At 61.7% G+C, this 16,577-nt stretch carries 17 protein-coding genes; 11 read left to right on the forward strand and 6 right to left on the reverse strand.

All coding sequences use genetic code 11. The features are described from left to right. The first annotated feature begins 115 nt into the window (after nucleotides 1–115). Nucleotides 116–2,284 (forward strand): transglycosylase domain-containing protein, encoded by a 2,169-nt coding sequence (locus tag V1471_RS13460; RefSeq protein WP_434289462.1) that lies wholly within the window; start codon nucleotides 116–118, stop codon nucleotides 2,282–2,284. Nucleotides 2,285–2,337: 53 nt separating this feature from the next. Here V1471_RS13460 and V1471_RS13465 read toward each other — a convergent pair whose 3' ends face one another. Both V1471_RS13465 and V1471_RS13470 read right to left on the reverse strand, forming a co-directional pair. Further along, nucleotides 2,338–2,922, reverse strand: coding sequence for an MlaC/ttg2D family ABC transporter substrate-binding protein (locus tag V1471_RS13465; RefSeq protein ID WP_434289464.1), 585 nt, complete (start codon nucleotides 2,920–2,922; stop codon nucleotides 2,338–2,340). Next, nucleotides 2,915–3,685 (reverse strand): MlaA family lipoprotein, encoded by a 771-nt coding sequence (locus tag V1471_RS13470; protein WP_434289466.1) that lies wholly within the window; start codon nucleotides 3,683–3,685, stop codon nucleotides 2,915–2,917. Before V1471_RS13470 ends, V1471_RS13465 begins: the two co-directional genes overlap by 8 nt. 199 nt (nucleotides 3,686–3,884) lie before the next feature. Here V1471_RS13470 and V1471_RS13475 point away from each other — a divergent pair, with 199 nt between their 5' ends. The 7 genes from V1471_RS13475 to V1471_RS13505 are packed head-to-tail and all read left to right on the forward strand — an operon-like array spanning nucleotide 3,885 to nucleotide 10,587. Continuing rightward, complete coding sequence (locus V1471_RS13475) at nucleotides 3,885–5,651, forward strand: type I secretion system permease/ATPase (protein ID WP_434289468.1); 1,767 nt, start codon at nucleotides 3,885–3,887, stop codon at nucleotides 5,649–5,651. Next, a complete protein-coding gene (locus V1471_RS13480) occupies nucleotides 5,648–6,967 on the forward strand; it encodes an HlyD family type I secretion periplasmic adaptor subunit (RefSeq protein WP_434289470.1) in 1,320 nt (439 codons plus the stop codon). The genes V1471_RS13475 and V1471_RS13480 overlap by 4 nt, the downstream gene beginning before the upstream one ends. 36 nt (nucleotides 6,968–7,003) lie before the next feature. Continuing rightward, nucleotides 7,004–7,462 carry a RidA family protein gene (locus V1471_RS13485; protein ID WP_434289471.1) on the forward strand — a complete coding sequence of 153 codons (459 nt, stop codon included), beginning with the start codon at nucleotides 7,004–7,006 and terminating at the stop codon, nucleotides 7,460–7,462. Next, nucleotides 7,462–8,220 carry a glycerophosphodiester phosphodiesterase family protein gene (locus V1471_RS13490; protein ID WP_434289473.1) on the forward strand — a complete coding sequence of 253 codons (759 nt, stop codon included), beginning with the start codon at nucleotides 7,462–7,464 and terminating at the stop codon, nucleotides 8,218–8,220. The genes V1471_RS13485 and V1471_RS13490 overlap by 1 nt, the downstream gene beginning before the upstream one ends. Before the next feature lie 52 nt (nucleotides 8,221–8,272). After that, nucleotides 8,273–9,451, forward strand: coding sequence for a GNAT family N-acetyltransferase (locus tag V1471_RS13495; RefSeq protein ID WP_434289475.1), 1,179 nt, complete (start codon nucleotides 8,273–8,275; stop codon nucleotides 9,449–9,451). Beyond that, entirely contained in the window at nucleotides 9,444–9,746 is a 303-nt protein-coding gene (locus tag V1471_RS13500; RefSeq protein ID WP_434289476.1) for a 4a-hydroxytetrahydrobiopterin dehydratase, read from the forward strand. The genes V1471_RS13495 and V1471_RS13500 overlap by 8 nt, the downstream gene beginning before the upstream one ends. Further along, nucleotides 9,739–10,587 carry a mechanosensitive ion channel family protein gene (locus tag V1471_RS13505; RefSeq protein WP_434289478.1) on the forward strand — a complete coding sequence of 283 codons (849 nt, stop codon included), beginning with the start codon at nucleotides 9,739–9,741 and terminating at the stop codon, nucleotides 10,585–10,587. Before V1471_RS13500 ends, V1471_RS13505 begins: the two co-directional genes overlap by 8 nt. Nucleotides 10,588–10,622: 35 nt before the next feature. Here V1471_RS13505 and V1471_RS13510 read toward each other — a convergent pair whose 3' ends face one another. Beyond that, nucleotides 10,623–11,111 carry a peroxiredoxin gene (locus V1471_RS13510; protein ID WP_434289480.1) on the reverse strand — a complete coding sequence of 163 codons (489 nt, stop codon included), beginning with the start codon at nucleotides 11,109–11,111 and terminating at the stop codon, nucleotides 10,623–10,625. Between the two features lie 78 nt (nucleotides 11,112–11,189). Between V1471_RS13510 and V1471_RS13515 the strand changes: the two genes are divergently transcribed. From V1471_RS13515 to V1471_RS13525, 3 genes are read left to right on the forward strand one after another with little or no spacing between them, the layout of a single operon-like run. Then, entirely contained in the window at nucleotides 11,190–12,395 is a 1,206-nt protein-coding gene (locus V1471_RS13515; protein ID WP_434289482.1) for an NAD(P)/FAD-dependent oxidoreductase, read from the forward strand. Next, complete coding sequence (gene rsmD, locus V1471_RS13520) at nucleotides 12,395–12,955, forward strand: 16S rRNA (guanine(966)-N(2))-methyltransferase RsmD (RefSeq protein WP_434289484.1); 561 nt, start codon at nucleotides 12,395–12,397, stop codon at nucleotides 12,953–12,955. The genes V1471_RS13515 and rsmD overlap by 1 nt, the downstream gene beginning before the upstream one ends. After that, nucleotides 12,952–13,599 carry an HAD family hydrolase gene (locus V1471_RS13525; protein WP_434289486.1) on the forward strand — a complete coding sequence of 216 codons (648 nt, stop codon included), beginning with the start codon at nucleotides 12,952–12,954 and terminating at the stop codon, nucleotides 13,597–13,599. Before rsmD ends, V1471_RS13525 begins: the two co-directional genes overlap by 4 nt. 71 nt (nucleotides 13,600–13,670) lie before the next feature. Here V1471_RS13525 and V1471_RS13530 read toward each other — a convergent pair whose 3' ends face one another. The 3 genes from V1471_RS13530 to sfsA all read right to left on the reverse strand — a co-directional run bounded on the left by V1471_RS13530 (nucleotide 13,671) and on the right by sfsA (nucleotide 16,546). Further along, nucleotides 13,671–14,756 (reverse strand): TRAP transporter substrate-binding protein, encoded by a 1,086-nt coding sequence (locus V1471_RS13530; RefSeq protein WP_434289488.1) that lies wholly within the window; start codon nucleotides 14,754–14,756, stop codon nucleotides 13,671–13,673. A 213-nt stretch (nucleotides 14,757–14,969) separates the two neighbouring features. Further along, the gene (gene map / locus V1471_RS13535) at nucleotides 14,970–15,785 is read right to left on the reverse strand and encodes a type I methionyl aminopeptidase (RefSeq protein WP_434289490.1); all 816 of its coding nucleotides are present in this window, start codon (nucleotides 15,783–15,785) and stop codon (nucleotides 14,970–14,972) included. Nucleotides 15,786–15,853: 68 nt separating this feature from the next. Continuing rightward, nucleotides 15,854–16,546 (reverse strand): DNA/RNA nuclease SfsA, encoded by a 693-nt coding sequence (gene sfsA, locus V1471_RS13540; protein ID WP_434289492.1) that lies wholly within the window; start codon nucleotides 16,544–16,546, stop codon nucleotides 15,854–15,856. Between the last annotated feature and the right edge of the window lie 31 nt (nucleotides 16,547–16,577).

Consider the following 16,577-nt stretch of genomic DNA (forward strand, 5'->3'; position numbering starts at 1 on the left):
GCGCAAAATAAATGGGCAAAGGCGACTCGTTTCGTCTCAACTTTCCCCTCAACATCTGCGGCCCAAGTCTTTACACTCACGGCAATTAAGAACGGATCGAGATCGAGCAAAAGACATGACCGGACCAAACCGGGGAAAGCCCAGGCTGGTGGCGGATAAACGCTATCCCGCGACCCAGAGGGCTCAAAAACACCAGACAAAGCCCAAGGCGCCGCAAAAACCGAAAGCGCCGAAAAAGCCGCGTGCGACGCGCGGGCGCAAGCGGTCGTCGAACATCTTTGTGCGCCTGATTGCCGGGCTTTGGCGACTGATCTGGATCACCCTGACACGGGCCGGGATCGCGCTTGCGGTGATCGTGGGCATCGCGGTGTTCTACCTCTACTCGAGCCTGCCGCCCTATGACTCGCTTCTCGACGGACGGGCGCGTGGCTCGGTCACACTGCTGGATCGTGACGGATCGGTGTTTGCCTGGCGTGGCGAACAGTTCGGCGGGCAAATCACCGCCGACACCGTGTCGCCCTATCTGAAAGAGGCGATCGTCGCCACGGAGGACAAACGCTTTTATCGTCACTTCGGCGTCAGCCCGCGCGGCATCGCCTCCGCCATTCGTATCAACATGTCGGAGGGGCGCAGCCCGCTGTCCGGCCACGGCGGCTCGACCCTGACGCAGCAGACCGCGAAACTTCTCTGTCTCGGCGTGCCCTACGATCCGAAAACGTGGAAGACCCAGACCGAATACGAGGACGACTGCCGCGAAACCACGATTGCGCGCAAGATCAAGGAAATGGTCTTCGCCATGGCGATGGAGGCGCGCTATTCCAAGAACGAGATCCTCTCGATCTACATGAACCGCGCCTATCTTGGGGCCGGTGCGAACGGATTCGAGGCCGCCGCCCAGCGTTATTTCGGCAAATCCGCCGCCGAGGTGAACATCTCAGAGGCCGCCATGCTCGCGGGCCTGTTGCAAGCCCCGACCCGCTATGCGCCAACGAACAACCTGCAACGCTCGCAGGAACGCGCGGGGATCGTTCTCCTGCTGATGAACGAGCAGGGCTATATCACCGACGAGGAACGCACCTATGCCAAGGCGCATCCCGCCGAACTGTCGGAAACGGCCGAGAAACGCGCGGGCGGGTATTTTGCCGATTGGGTCATGGGTGCGGGGCCGGATTTTCTCACCCGCGACACGACCGAAGACGTTGTCATCGAAACCACGTTTGACCAACGCATCCAGAGCGCGGCCGAAGAGGCGCTCACCTGGATTTTCGAGAACAAGATCAAGGAAGGTTCCGAAGCGCAGGCCGCCATCGTGGTGATGTCCGCCGACGGGGCTGTGCGCGCCATGGTGGGCGGGCGCAAGCTCAAGGTCTCGGGCGCCTTCAACCGGGCGACACAGGCGAAACGCCAGCCCGGGTCGAGTTTCAAACCCTTCGTCTATGCCACGGCGTTGGACATGGGGTGGTCCTATGACGATGTGGTGGTGGACGAACCGATCACGCTGAACATCCCCGGCTCCGGCCCGTGGACGCCACAGAACTACGACCGCAAGTTCCATGGTGCCGTGACCCTGACCGACGCACTCAAACACAGCTACAACATCCCGGCGGTCGAGCTTGCGATGGATGCGGGGCTTGAGAATGTGCGTACCGTGGCGTCGAGCTTCGGGATCGAAAGCGATCTGGCGCAAGGCCCGGCTCTGGCGCTCGGTGTCTCGGAATCCACGCTTCTGGAGATGACCGGAGCCTATGCCGGGATCCTTAACGGCGGTTCTTCCGTGTCGCCCTACGGGCTCAAATCCCTGCGCCTCAAAGGCGACAGCACGCCACTGATGGGACAGGAAGGCGGGCTTGGCGAACGGGTCATCACCCCCGACAGCGCCCAGCAGCTCATTTACATGATGTACAACGCCGTCCAGTCGGGCACCGGCGCGCGGGCGCAAATTCCGGGCTATGAGGTGGCTGGCAAGACCGGCACAACCCAGGCCGCGCGCGATGCCTGGTTCATGGGCTTTACCGCCGATTACGTTGCGGGTGTCTGGATGGGTTATGATGACAACTCGCCGCTCTCCGGCGTCACCGGCGGCGGGCTTCCTGCCGAAATCTGGCAACGCACCATGGCAGAGGTGCAAAACGGCCTCGAACCCAAGCCCCTGCCGATGATCCGCCCTGCCGCGCCGCCAACCGTGCAACGGGAGCAACCTTCGGGCAACGGCCAGCGCGGCAACAACAAGGCCGACAATGTGCTGCTCGATCTGCTGGGCGCGATTTTCGGCAACGGCAACTGAACAAAAAACGCGCCTCCCGGGGCGCGTTTTTCATTCCATCTTTTCCGTTTCGATCAGGCCAGAGTCGCCGTCAGCTTGTCGATCGACCCACCGGCCTTGTCGAGCATCGCCCCGATTTCGGCCCGTTCGGATTTCAACAACGAAATCCCTTCGATCTGCAAATCGATGAACTTGCCCGCCTTGTCATGCACGATGAACGAAATGTCGAAGGGCGCTTCGCCCTTCAGGATCGCAGTGCAACGCACATCATAGATCGAGTTGATCTGCTGGGTGCTGTTGACCTGAATCTTGCCACCGATGAATTCCCGGAAGCGCGAGCCGTATTTGCGGGCGACATAGGTCTGGAACGCCTTGGTGAACGCGTTCAACTGCGCGCCCGAGGCGGAACGGGCAGGCGGGCCGAGCACCGAGCGCGCGATGTTGGACATGTCGGCATAACGCACCAGCACCTTCTCGAATTCGACATACATGGCCGCTTCGGACTTGCCCGAATTGATGATGGTGTTGATATCCGCCACCGCCTTGCCGATCAGCGCCTCCGCCTGCGATGCGGAAAAGGCCAGCGCCGCACGGGGCAGCACCAGAGCCGCGCCGAGCGCAGCGAGAGTCATGCGGCGTGTGAACCCGAAGTCACTCATAGAAGTCCTCGTAAATGTCATAGGTCGTGGCCTGCTCCGCCCCCTCTGCGCCCGCAACGATCGGCGTGCCGAGCTCATAGCGGCGATTGTCGAGATAGGTCAGGCGCATCTGGGAATAGCTGTCGGCGCTGTCATACAGCACGGATTCGTAGAGGTCCGAGTAACGATAGCGTGTATCGGCCAGATCGGCGACTTTCAGCCCCGTCTTATAGCTTTTCTCCGGGTTGCCCAAAAGGTTGCCCACCGGATCCAGCGCCATATCGACGATCAGGCCGAACGCATCGCGCTCCGTCGACGGTCCGTAAACCGGCAGCACGACATAGGCCCCCTCACCCACACCCCAGGTGTAAAGCGTCTCGCCGAAATCGGAATCGCGCTCCTCGAGCCCCATGCCGGTGGCCGGATCAAACAACCCGGCGATGCCGACCGTGGCGTTGACCGCGAAACGCGCCGTGTTGTGCAGGGCATCGCCGAATCGCAATTGCAGCACGTCATTCACGACAGTGCCCGGAATGCCCAGCGTGTCGGAGACATTCGACAGCCCCTTGCGCAGCGGGTCGGGCACCACCGTGCCATAGGCGGTCGAGACGGGTTTGATCACCGCACGGTCGAGCGCCACGTTGGTCTCATGCCAGCTGCGGTTCACATCCTCATAGGGATCGTTGATTCCGCCCGTTTGTGGCGCGGCGGCGCATCCCGCCAGCACACCGAGGGAGAGGGCGGCGATCGACGGCGTGAACCGGGTTTGGAGAACTCGCATCATGAACAGACTTTCGGTTCGGGACGTGACAGGCCATTCCCGTCATAAGATATATGCCCAGATAGTATGACACGGATGAAAGCCCAATATTAACCCTCCAGGTGTTATGAGCTTGTGACATAGTTTCAACAGAGTGTGCACGGTTGCGCGGCAAAGCCTGTCCAACCCCGCATATATCGCGAAAACCGGACAAGACAGCCACATGAGTGAACACAGCCGCATCGGACAAGGGGAGCTGCGCAACGCTCGCAGAGAATCGCGTAACCTGTTCTGGGCTGTCGGGCTGTTTTCCATCTGCATCAACCTTTTGATGCTCACCGGACCGCTGTTCATGTTGCAGGTCTACGATCGGGTGCTCGGCTCCGGGTCCGAGGCCACCTTGCTTGCGCTGTTCGCGATCGTCGGCTTTCTCTACCTGATGATGGGCCTGCTCGACGGCACCCGCGCGCGGCTTCTGTCACGGATCGGGGCGCGGTTTCAGAGCGCACTTGAAGATCGGGTGTTCCACGCCGCCCTTAGCCATGCCGCGATGACCCCGCGCGAGGCCGGCAAGGGCCGCGCCATGGACCAGCTCTCTGCTCTGCGCCGGTTTTTCGGCTCCACGGCTTTTGCCGCGTTTTACGATCTGCCGTTCACCCCGATCTTTCTTCTGGGGATCTCGCTGTTTCATCCCTCTCTCGGACTTCTGGCCACAGGTGGAGGCACGATTCTGGTCGCCGTCGCGCTCTGGCACCGCACCCTCGCCAGACCCGCGCAGGACGCGATGATCCGGGCCGAAGCCGAGGCCAGCCAGACCGCCAGCCGCATAGGCGCCTCCGCCGAAGCCCTCACCGCACTTGGCATGCGCGAGACCGCTTATCGGCGCTGGCTCAGGATGCGTGACATCGCCCTTGAAAAGACGATCACGAGCGAGGACACGACCCACGGTTTCGCCGCCGCGTCCCGCACCCTGCGTCTGTTCCTGCAATCCGCCATGCTGGCCATGGGGGCCTGGCTCGTGCTCGAACGTCAGATCACGCCGGGCGCGATGATCGCGAGCTCCATCCTTCTGGGCCGGGCACTGCAACCCGTCGATCTGCTGATCGGGCAATGGACCATCGTGCAACAGGCACAGCAGGGCTGGTCCGATCTGGCCGACCTTTTGGGCAAAACGCCCAAACCGGAGCCCCGCACCGAACTGCCGCGCCCACGCGCACTGCTGACGGTGCATCAGCTCTCCATCATCCCGCCGGGGCAACCGCAGGCCGCGCTCCGGATGATCGGTTTCGATCTGACCCCTGGCGAGGCCTTGGGCGTGATCGGACCTTCGGGGGCCGGGAAATCGACATTAGCGCGCGCCCTGACCGGGGTCTGGCAACCGGCCAGCGGCACGATCCGACTCGATGGCGCGAAACTGTCGCAATATGCCCCCGAAGCGCTCGGCGATTACATCGGTTACCTGCCGCAACAGGTGCAGCTTTTCGACGGCACGATTGCCGAAAACATCGCCAAACTGTCGCTCGCGCCCGATGCCGAGGCCGTCGTCTCCGCCGCGAAAAAGGCCGATGCGCATGAGCTGATCCTGTCGCTGCCCGAAGGCTACGACACGCCGGTGGCTGCGTCGGGCGGGCTTTTGTCCGGCGGGCAGATGCAGCGCATCGGACTGGCCCGCGCCTTTTACGGCGATCCGGTGATCGTCATTCTCGATGAGCCGAACGCCAACCTCGACAACATAGGGTCTCTGGCGCTGAACGCCGCCATCCGCCGTCACAAGAAGGACGGCGGCGCCGTACTGATCATGGCGCACCGCCCATCGGCCATTCAGGAATGCGAAAAGCTTTTGGTGTTGGATAACGGCATGCGCCGTGCCTTCGGGCCGCGCGATCAGGTGCTGTCCGACATGGTGAAGAATTCCACCGAGCTTCAGAACGCCCGGACTGAGACCGGCTCCCGAAACGGCCCGACCTCAAACATGGGGGGTGTGCAATGAGCCCGCCCGCCAAGTCCCACTCCGCGACATGGCCCGCCCGCCGCATCGTGCTCTTCGGCCTGCTGTGCGTCACGCTCTTGATCGGCGGTTTTGGCGGCTGGGCGGTTTTCGCCCGGATCGACGGGGCCGTCGTCGCGACCGGACAGGTTCAGGTGGAACAAAATCGTCAGGCCGTGGCGCATCGCGACGGTGGCGAGGTGGCTGCCGTGCATGTCTCCGAGGGCGATCGGGTGCGCAAAGGGGCGCTCCTGATTTCTCTGTCGCCGGACGAATATCTGAGCGAGCTTGCCCTGATCGAGACCCAGCTTTTCGAATATATCGCTCGCGCCGCGGGTCTTGAGGCCGAACGAGATGGTGCAGATGCGATCACCCTGCCCGCAGACCTCAGGGAACGGATGGCGGAGGACCCGCAAGTGGCCCATTCGGTCACAGGACAGCGCGACCTGTTCACCGCCCGGCGCGAAACGGCGCGGGCGGAGATCGGCCAGCTCGACAAGCAGCGCAGCCAGATCGAGGTCCAGATCGACGGACTTGGCCGTCAGAAAGCCGCCCTGACCGCACAGCTTGAATTGCTTGAAGAAGACCTCGCCGCGCAAAACGCCCTGCTCGACCGCGGCCTCACTCAGCAAAGCCGGGTGATCGGCTTGCGCCGGGATGCGGTGAGCCTTGCCGCCGAAATCGGCCGCATCGATACGTCGCAGGCGCAGGCACGGGTGCAGATCACCGAGATCGAGTTACAAATCCTCAAGGCGGGCAGCGACCGGCGCGAGAGCGCCATCACGGAGTTGCGCGACATTCAGGCCCAGATCGGCAACCTGCGCGAGCAGCGCAGCGCGCTTCGGGCACGGCTCGACCGGCTCGACATCCGCGCACCTGTTGCGGGTGTGGTCTTTGACCTGACCGTCTTCGGCCCCGGAGCCGTGATTCAGCCCGCGCAACCCGTGCTGTACATCGTGCCGCAAGATCGACCGCTGATCATCACCGCCACCCTCAGCCCGGCTCATGTCGATCAGATCTATCCCGGCCAACCGGTGCGGCTGCGCTTTACCTCTTTCAACCGACGCTCTACACCGGAACTTGAAGGTCAGGTGACCCGTATTTCGCCGGACGCTTTCACGGATGAAGCCACAGGTGCAAGTTACTATCGTGCCGACATTCATATCTCTGAGGATCAACGCGCGCGCCTGCCCGATGGCTCGGTGCTTATTCCCGGCATGCCGGTTGAGGCCTATATGGCAACGGGGGAGCGCTCGCCCATTGCCTACCTGACGAAACCGCTCACAGATTACTTCACGCGCGCCTTCCGCGAAGACTGACGGCGCATCAAGACGACTCGAACCCAAGGACTGACCATGGACCTTTCCGCCAAACTCGCCGATCTCGGCCACACCCTGCCCGACGCTCCTGCCCCCGCCGCCAATTACGTACCTTTCGTACAGAGCGGCCAGCAGCTTTTCATCTCCGGCCAGATCTCCGCCGATCCTGAAGGGCTGATCTGCGGCAAGCTCGGGGCCGATCTCGACACCGAGGCCGGGGCAAAAGCCGCCGAGCGGTGTGCGCTGGCGCTTCTGGCGCAGGCCAACGCCGCCGTGGGCGGGGATTTCTCCAAGGTGAAGCGGCTGGTAAAATTGGTGGGGTTCGTCAACTCCACGGCCGAGTTCACCGAACAGCCGCAGGTGGTCAACGGCGCTTCCAATCTCATGGTCGCCGTTCTTGGCGAGGCCGGACGCCATGCCCGCTCCGCCGTCTCCGCCGCCAGCCTGCCGCGAGGTGTCGCGGTCGAGATCGAAGCGATTTTCGAGCTGGTCTGATGCCCACGCTCGATCCCGCCTTTTTCAAGGCCCCGATTGCCCATCGCGCTTTGCACGATGGCAATCACACCCGCGCCGAAAACAATATGAAAGCCATCGAAACCGCCATTGCCAGCGGGTTCGGGATCGAGATCGACCTCCAGCTGTCTGCCGACGGCGAGGCGATGGTGTTTCACGATTACAGCCTGCACCGCCTGACCGAGGGCTCCGGGCCTTTCGCCCAACGCAATGTCACCGAACTTGCGGAGCTGCGCTTCAAGACCGGTGAGGTCGGGGTGCCGACACTCGGACAGGTGCTCGATGCCGTCGCCGGGCAAGTGCCGCTTTTGATCGAGGTAAAGGATCAGGACGGCGCCATGGGCCCCAAGATCGGCCTCTTGGAAGAGGCTGCGGCGAGGGCGCTTGCGCACTATAAGGGACCGGTGGCGCTCATGTCCTTCAACCCCCATTCGGTCGCAAAACTCGCCGAGCTCTGCCCCGATATTCCACGCGGTCTGACGACAAGCGCCTGGGCAAATCGGGAGGACGGGATCGTCCCGGCTGCACGACGGGCCGAGCTTCGGGACATTCCGGATTATGACCGGGTGGGTGCCTGTTTCATTTCGCACCAATGGGATGACCTGTCCTCGCCGCGTGTGACCGAGTTGAAATCGGCGGGTGCGCATATTCTGTGCTGGACGATCAAAAGCCCGGAGGCCGAGGCTCAGGCCCGCGAGATCGCGGAGAATATCACCTTCGAGGGCTACCTGCCGACTTGACGCCCGGAACCTGCGTGCCAGTTTCTAACCGAACGTGGCGCGCAGGATTTTCATGACGGACCAGATCGAGATCAGCCTGATCAACAGCCTCGGGGCAATGCCCCCCGAGAACTGGGATACCTGCGCCGCACCGGGAGAGGGGCGGCCCGAGGACCCGTTTGTCACGTACCGGTTCCTGATGGCACTCGAACGCTCCGGCTCGGTCGGCCCCGGAACCGGCTGGCAGCCGAGCTATCTCGTGGCGCGGGCGGAGGATCAGGTGATCGCCGTCGCACCGATGTATGCCAAAAGCCACAGCCAGGGCGAATATGTGTTCGATCACAACTGGGCCCATGCCTATGAGCGCGCGGGCGGGCGGTATTATCCGAAACTCCAGATCGCCGTGCCGTTTACTCCGGTGACAGGGCGGCGATTGTTGACCCGACCGGGGTTCGAGAGCGTCGGTCAGGCGGCACTTGTGCAAGGCGCGGTCGAAGTGGCGGAGCAAAACCGGCTCAGTTCCCTGCACCTGACGTTTTGCACCGACGACGAGGTTGCGGCCGGGAGGACCATGGGGCTGATGCATCGCACCGGGCAGCAGTTTCATTGGGACAACGCAGGCTACGCGACGTTTGACGATTTTCTCGCCGCCCTCTCATCGCGCAAGCGCAAGAACATCCGCAAGGAACGCGCGCAGGCGCAGGGATTTGGCGGCGAGATCGTCCAGCTCACGGGCGATGACATCAAACCCGACCATTGGGATGCGTTCTGGACGTTTTATCAAGACACCGGCGGGCGCAAATGGGGCACGCCCTACCTGACGCGGGCGTTTTTCGATAAGTTGCATGACACGATGCGCGACGATGTTCTGCTGGTTCTGGCGATCCGCGACGGGCGCGCCATCGCCGGGGCGTTGAATTTCATCGGGCGCGACCGGCTTTTCGGGCGCTATTGGGGCTGCACCGAATATCACCCGAGCCTGCATTTCGAGATTTGCTACTATCAGGCCATCGACTATGCCATCGTCCAGGGTTTGCGCCGTGTCGAAGCGGGCGCACAGGGCGAACACAAACTGGCGCGCGGCTATCTGCCCAACACGACGCATTCGCTGCATTGGATCGCCGATCCGGGATTTGCCCGCGCTGTGGAAGAGTATCTTGTGGCCGAACGCGCCGCCGTGGCCGAGGAGGTCGAGGTTTTGACCTCCTATGGCCCGTTCAAATCCACCCCCGAGGAGGAAGATCATGACTGAGCTTTTAAACGGCACAGCCCGCGAAGAGGCGCTTGCACCGCTTTTGACACAGGGCTGGACGGAAAATTCCGACGGAACCGCGATTGAGAAACGTTATGTATTTCGGAACTTTATCGAGGCTTTCGGGTTTATGACACGGGTTGCGCTTATCGCCGAGAAACGCGATCACCACCCCGATTGGCGCAATGTGTACCGTACGGTCGAAGTCACGCTTTCGACCCACGATGCGGGCGGATTGACCGCGAAAGACATCGCACTGGCAGAAAAAATGGACGAGGCAGCGGCACATGTTTGAAAAACTTCTGAATTACGAAATCTACAACGGCCATACGGTGGGCGATTACCTGTCGCTTGAATTCCTTGCCGGGATCGCCGGTTCGATCCTCGGGGCTTTGCTCCTGTTGATCGCGGGCATGATGATTTCGGGCTGGGTCGGGCGCCGCATACGCGCCATCGGTGCGCGCTACAAAAGCCTCGACGACACGCTGTTCAACTTCCTCGCCAATATCGCGCGCTACGCCGTTTTGGCCTTTACCGTTCTGATCATTCTCAACACCTTCGGCATTCAGACCACATCTATCGTCGCCGTCATCGGTGCCGCGGGTCTGGCCATCGGTCTGGCTTTGCAGGGTACATTGTCGAATATTGCAGCCGGTGTGATGATCATCCTGTTTCGCCCCTTCAAAAACGGTGATTTTGTTGAGGTTGCGGGCAAATCCGGCACTGTGAAGGATATTTCGCTCAATTTTACCGAGCTTGCCGATCTGTCGAACGTGCAGGTGATCGTGCCGAACTCGCAGGTTTGGGGCAATATCATCACCAACTATTCCACAAACCAAACGCGGCGCGCCGAATGGACCTTTGGCGTCGGCTATGGTGCCAATCTGAAAACCGCCGAAGAGGTGATCCGCAAGACGATCATGGCCGATCCGCGGGCGATGACCCAACCTGAGCCGTTTATTCAGGTCAACAATCTCGGCGATTTCTCGGTCGATTTCCTTGTGCGCGTCTGGGTGAAATCGCCGGATTATTTCGCCTTCACGACCGACATGAAACGCGCGGTCAAGGAAGCCATGGACGAGGCCGGGGTCGATATCCCCTTCCCGACGCGGACCGTGATCAACGCCGCCGAATGAGAAAACGCCCGGGATGATCTCCCGGGCGTTCTTTTTCAGATTTTCTCAACGAGGGATTCACCCGCAGAAATCGTGCATTCACCGGGGCTGGTTTCAACTTCGAGAACCTTCACAACCCCGTCTTCGGCATAAAGCGCGAAGCGTTTCGAGCGGTTGATCAGACCAGCCGGCGGGGCGGTAAAATCGAGGCCAAGCGCCTTGATAAACCCGGCCTCCGCATCGCCCAGCATGGTGATCCCCGCCGCATCTGCGCCCGTGTCCTTGGCCCAGGCGCCCATCACGAACGGATCGTTGACGGAGACGCAGATCACCTCGTCCACGCCCTTATCCTTGAACTTCGGCATGGTGCGGATGAAGCTCGGCACATGGGCCGTGGTGCAGACGCCCGTATAGGCCCCCGGCAGACCAAAAAGCACAACCTTGCGCCCCTTGAACTTGTCCGCCAGCTCAACCGCTGCGGGTCCCTCCGCCGTCATTTCGAGCACGTTGCCACCGGGCAGGCTGTCTCCAACCGAAATCGTCATGGTAATGATCCTCTGTGCGTTGTCATTCTGTCTTGCAACGATATAGGGTCGGGGCGTTTCGCGACCAGAGGAAAGATCATGAGCCACTTCATCGTTATCGGTGCCGGACAGGCCGGACAAAGCATCGTCACCACGCTGCGCGGGCAGGGTTTCGAGGGTGAGATCACTCTGATCGGCGAGGAACCCGTGCCACCCTATCAGCGCCCGCCATTGTCCAAGGCCTATCTCCTTGGCGAAATGGAACTGGATCGACTGTTTTTGCGGCCCGAAAGCTATTACGCCGACGAAAATATTACGCTGCGCACCGGCACCAAGGTCACCGGCATCGACCCAGTTGCGAAAACCGTCACCATGGGCGACGAGACCCTGTCCTATGACAAGCTCGCGCTGACCACCGGCTCCGCGCCGCGCCTTTTGCCTGCCTCGATTGGCGGCAATTTGGGTGGCGTCTATGCGATGCGCACGCTGGCCGATGCCGATGCGATAGAGCCCGAGTTCCGCGAAGGTGCGTCTGTTCTGATCGTCGGCGGCGGCTATATCGGGCTTGAGGCCGCAGCCGTCGCCGCGAAGAAGGGGCTGAAGGTTACGCTTGTGGAAATGGCCGAGCGGATTTTGCAACGTGTGGCCTCGAAAGAGACCTCCGACTATTTCCGCGCTTTGCACCGCTCGCATGGCGTCGATCTGCGCGAAGGCGTGGGGCTTGTGAAACTCACGGGGGATCGCCGAGTGAAAGCCGCCGAGCTAACCGATGGCACCACGCTCGATGTAGATTTCGTTATCGTCGGTGTTGGCATCATCCCCGGCACGGACCTTGCCGAAATGGCCGGGCTGGGGATCGAGAACGGCATCAAGACCGATCTGCATGGCGCGACCTCCGACCCGGGTATTTTCGCCGCGGGCGATTGCGCCTCTTTCCCGCATGAGGGCGCACAAATCCGGCTCGAATCCGTTGGCAATGCGATTGATCAGGGCGAGGTGGTCGCGAAAAACATGCTGGGTCAGGATGTGACCTATCTGCCGAAACCCTGGTTCTGGTCGGATCAATATGACGTCAAGCTTCAGATCGCGGGGCTGTCCACAGGCCACGACCGGGTTGTGATCCGCGAAGGCGCGGGCACGCATTCGCATTGGTATTACAAGGACGGGCAGCTCATCGCCATCGACGCGATGAACGATCCGCGCGGCTATATGGTGGCGAAACGCCTGATCGAGGGCGGTAAAAACGCCGACCCCGACAAGGTGGCCGATCCCGCCACCGATCTCAAAGAACTGATGCGCGGCTGATGCGGATCATCGCCGGACAGTTTCGCGGGCTGGCACTGGCCTCCGTCGGAAAGGGCGACGAGGCCGCGCATTTGCGCCCGACCACGGACCGGGTGCGCGAAAGCCTGTTTTCCGTTCTGACGGCCGGGAAATACGGCGATGCGGTCGAAGACGCCCGCGTACTCGATCTGTTCGCAGGCACCGGCGCGCTGGGGCTTGAGGCCCTGTCGCGCGGCGCCGAATGCGTTACCTTCGTCGATGATGGGCGCAAGGCGCAGGGGCTGATTTCGGAGAACATCAAGAAATGCCGGGCGGAGGAGCACTGTACGTTCATGCGCATGGATGCGACCCGTCTGCCCGCGAACCCGTCCGAGCCCTATGATCTGATCTTCCTCGATCCGCCCTATACCAAGGGGCTGGGCGAAGTGGCGATTGCCGCCGCACTCGCGGGCAACTGGCTAACGAAACGCGCGCTTGTCGTCTGGGAAGACAGCGCCGCCATCACCCCGCCCGAAGGCTTGATCCTTCTCGACACGCGCAAATATGGCGATACGAAAATCAACTTTCTGGAGCCCGCATGACACCCAAAGCCGTAATCTTCGATTGTGACGGGGTGATCGTCGACAGCGAGCCGCCTTTGCTCGACTTCCTGCAACAGGAATTCGCGGGCTTCGGCCTCAACGTCTCGCTCCACGATCTCGAAACCCAATATGTCGGCGGCACCATGGCGCGTGTCGGCGAAAGGGCGCGGGCCGCCGGGGCCGATCTGCCCGAGAATTGGGTGGAGGATGTCTATCCCCGCGTCTTCGACATGCTGCGCGCGGGCGTGCCTTTGATCCCCGGCATCGAAGCCGCTTTCGATGCGCTCGACGCGGCGGGCATTCCCTATGCGGTCGGCTCCAACGGGCCGATGGAGAAGATGGATGTGACGCTCGGCGCGCACCCGGATGTCTTCGCGCGCCTCAAGGGCCGCATCCATTCCGCCCATACCCATGGCACGGCCAAACCCGAACCGGGTCTGTTTCTGATCGCAGCCGAACAGCTCGGGGTCGTGCCGGAAGACTGTGTGGTGATCGACGACAGCCCTTCGGGCTGTATCGCGGCGCGCCGGGCCGGAATGCGGTGCTTTGGCTTCGACCGCCACGGCGATGGCGCGCGCCTGATCGCAGAGGGGGCAGAACACCTCTCCGATATGTCAGACCTGCCTGCAAGGCTCGGGCTCTAAGTCTCCTTTGCGGACAAATACTCACAAAAAAGGCCGCCCCAGAGCGGCCTTTTCTCAAATGATCACAGAAATCACTCGGTCGCGATCTTGTAAGCCGCACCATGGGCATCGACCCAGGGCGCAGCGTCATAAGCGTGCTCCATCGCCGCCTCGACATCGGCCACGAGCTTTTCGCCGTCGTAACCTTTTTCATCCATCTCGGCGACCCAATCGGCGACGACCTCATCGCCCAAAGCGGTGATTTTGGCGGTTTCTTCTTCGCTCATCACGTTCACGGCGTTGCCGCTCGCGGCGATGACCTTCACCCCGTCTTCGTCGCCCATGTCATAGGCCACACCGGACCAGCGCGACGCCATGAGGCCCGAGTTGCGGTCGATCACCTCTTTCAGATCGTCCGGCAGGCTGTCGTATTTCGCCTTGTTCATCGCCCAGAGGAAATAGAGGTTGTAGAACGACCGATCCCCGGCGACGTCGGTTTCCGCATCGGCCAGCTCGTCGAGTTTGAGCGAGGGCGACATGGCGAAAGTGATGATCCCACCGTCGATCACGCCTTTGGAGAGCGCTTCCGGGAAGGCCGGAGAAGGCAGGCCCACGGGCGTCGCGCCCAGTTTTTCCAGAAGAAGAGTCGAGGTCCGGGTCGGCGCACGGAGTTTCAGCCCTTTGAAATCCTCGGCCTTGCGGATCGGGTCGCCTTTCTTGTGAACCAGCCCCTCACCATGGGCATGCGCCGCGATGATGTGAATGTCCGCGAAATCGTCCAAAAGGTGCTCCTGGGTGAATTCCCAGGCCGCCATCGAGGAAAGTTCCGCCGACTTCAACGAGAGGAACGGCAGTTCGATCGCCTCGGTCTCCGGGAAACGGCCCGGCTGATAGCCCGGGATGATCCAACCGCCATCCACCGCACCGTCACGGATCAAGTCGTACTGGTCCGCAGCTTTGCCACCGAGTTGCATCAACGGGTAGATCTCGACCTTGATGCGGCCGCCGCTGTCTTTCTCGACCTTGCGCGCCCATGGCTCCATGAAATAGGTCGCGGAACCGGCTTTCGGGGAAACGAAATGCTGGAACCGGAGCGTAACCTCCTGTGCGGCCGCCGAGAGCGTTCCGGTGACCGACACAAGAGCCGCGAGTGCGGCGGATTTCAAAAGGGGGTTCATGGGCAAGCCTCCTTCGGGCTGTGAGTGCGGCCCGGTCGGGCCGCGGCCTTGATGACGTGGAGATTTGCTATGTCAGCGCCCCGCCATGCGCAACAGCCAGCACGGTTCTTTTATCTGACCATCCGGTCAGTCGATTGTAATTCCAATAAAAAAGGAAAGGGCGAGAAAATCCCCGCCCTTTCATAAAGTGACCCAAACCCGGTGTTTCGCGCCTCAGACCTTGTAGGTCGGGTGGAACAGGTTGCCCGGAGAGAGGGTGAAAATCTCGCATCCTGTGGCCGTCACGCCGATGGAATGTTCGTATTGCGCGGAGAGCGATTTGTCCCGCGTCACGGCGGTCCAGTCGTCCGACAGTACCTTGGTCTCGGGGCGGCCAAGGTTCACCATCGGCTCGATGGTAAAGAACATGCCCTCTTCGAGCACCGGCCCGGAGCCCGGACGACCGTAATGCAGCACGTTCGGCGGCGCGTGGAACACACGCCCCAACCCGTGACCGCAGAAATCGCGCACCACCGACATGCGGTGGCCTTCGACATAGGTCTGGATCGCGTGGCCGATGTCGCCAAAGGTGTTGCCCGGCTTCACCGCTTCGATGCCGATCATCAGGCTGTCATAGGTCACCTGCAACAACCGCTCCGCCTTGCGCGACAGCTTGCCCGCGACATACATGCGCGAGGTGTCGCCGAACCAACCGTCCTTGATCACCGTCACGTCAATGTTGAGGATGTCGCCATCCTTGAGCGTCTTGTGACCCGGAATCCCGTGACAGACGACATGGTTCACGGAGATGCAGGAGGCGTGTTTGTACCCCTTGTAACCGATGGTGGCCGAGGTCGTGCCCAGTTCCACCACACGGCGCTCGATGAAAGCGTCGAGTTCTTCGGTCGACACACCCGGCACCACGAGCGGGGCCACCTCGTCGAGAATCTGCGCTGCGACCTGCCCGGCCGCGAGCATACCGGCATAATCGGCGTCCTCGTAGATGCGAATTCCGTCTTTGGTGATGCGGCCGCGATGCGTCTCGTCCAAGGGTCCAACTCCTTTGTCTAATTCGGCTCATATAAGCCCTTCGAGGCGAAAGGGCCAGTACCGGAGGGCTAAAGCGCGCGCACAGGGGTTGCGTCGAAAGTCACCGCCTCGGGCGTCGCCCGGATCGGAAAGATCATGACCTCGACCCCCACCGCCTTTGCCATGCGCTCCGCCTCGGCATAGGCCGGGTCGATGTCGGCGGCGGGAGCGAAACATGTGCAATCGTCGCGAGACACCAGATAGAACATCACGGCACGGTCGCCTTCGGTCACCCGCGCGGCAAGCTCGCCGAGATGTTTCGCCCCGCGCGCAGTTTTGGCATCGGGAAATTCGGCAAGGCCCGGTTCACGCGACAGGGTCACGGATTTCACCTCGACCCAGATGTTGCGCCCTCCCTGAGTCACAAGGAAATCGGCACGCGAGTTTTCGCCGTATTTCACCTCGGCCCGCACCTCGCCTTCGAGCCCGGGCACCTGCCCTGCCGTCAAAGCCTCTTTCACCACCCGGTTGGCGATGCCTGTATCGACCACCACCATCGCATCCGGCAACTCCACCAGACGCAGCCCGTATTTGAGCTTTTTCTTCGGATCGTCATTCGGCTCGACCCAAACGCGCGTGCCTTCCTCCGCCAGCCCCAGCATCGAGCCGGGGTTCGGGCAATGCGCCGTGACCTCGCGCCCGTCCGGCAGACGGATGTCCGCGAGGAAGCGTTTGTACCGACGCAAAAGCGTGGCGGGGATCAGGTCCGATTGAAAGCGCATGGTCAGAGGCCTATACCGTTTGGGAAACAGT

It is taken from the genome of Celeribacter sp. SCSIO 80788 (assembly GCF_051054295.1).
Classification (GTDB): domain Bacteria; phylum Pseudomonadota; class Alphaproteobacteria; order Rhodobacterales; family Rhodobacteraceae; genus Celeribacter.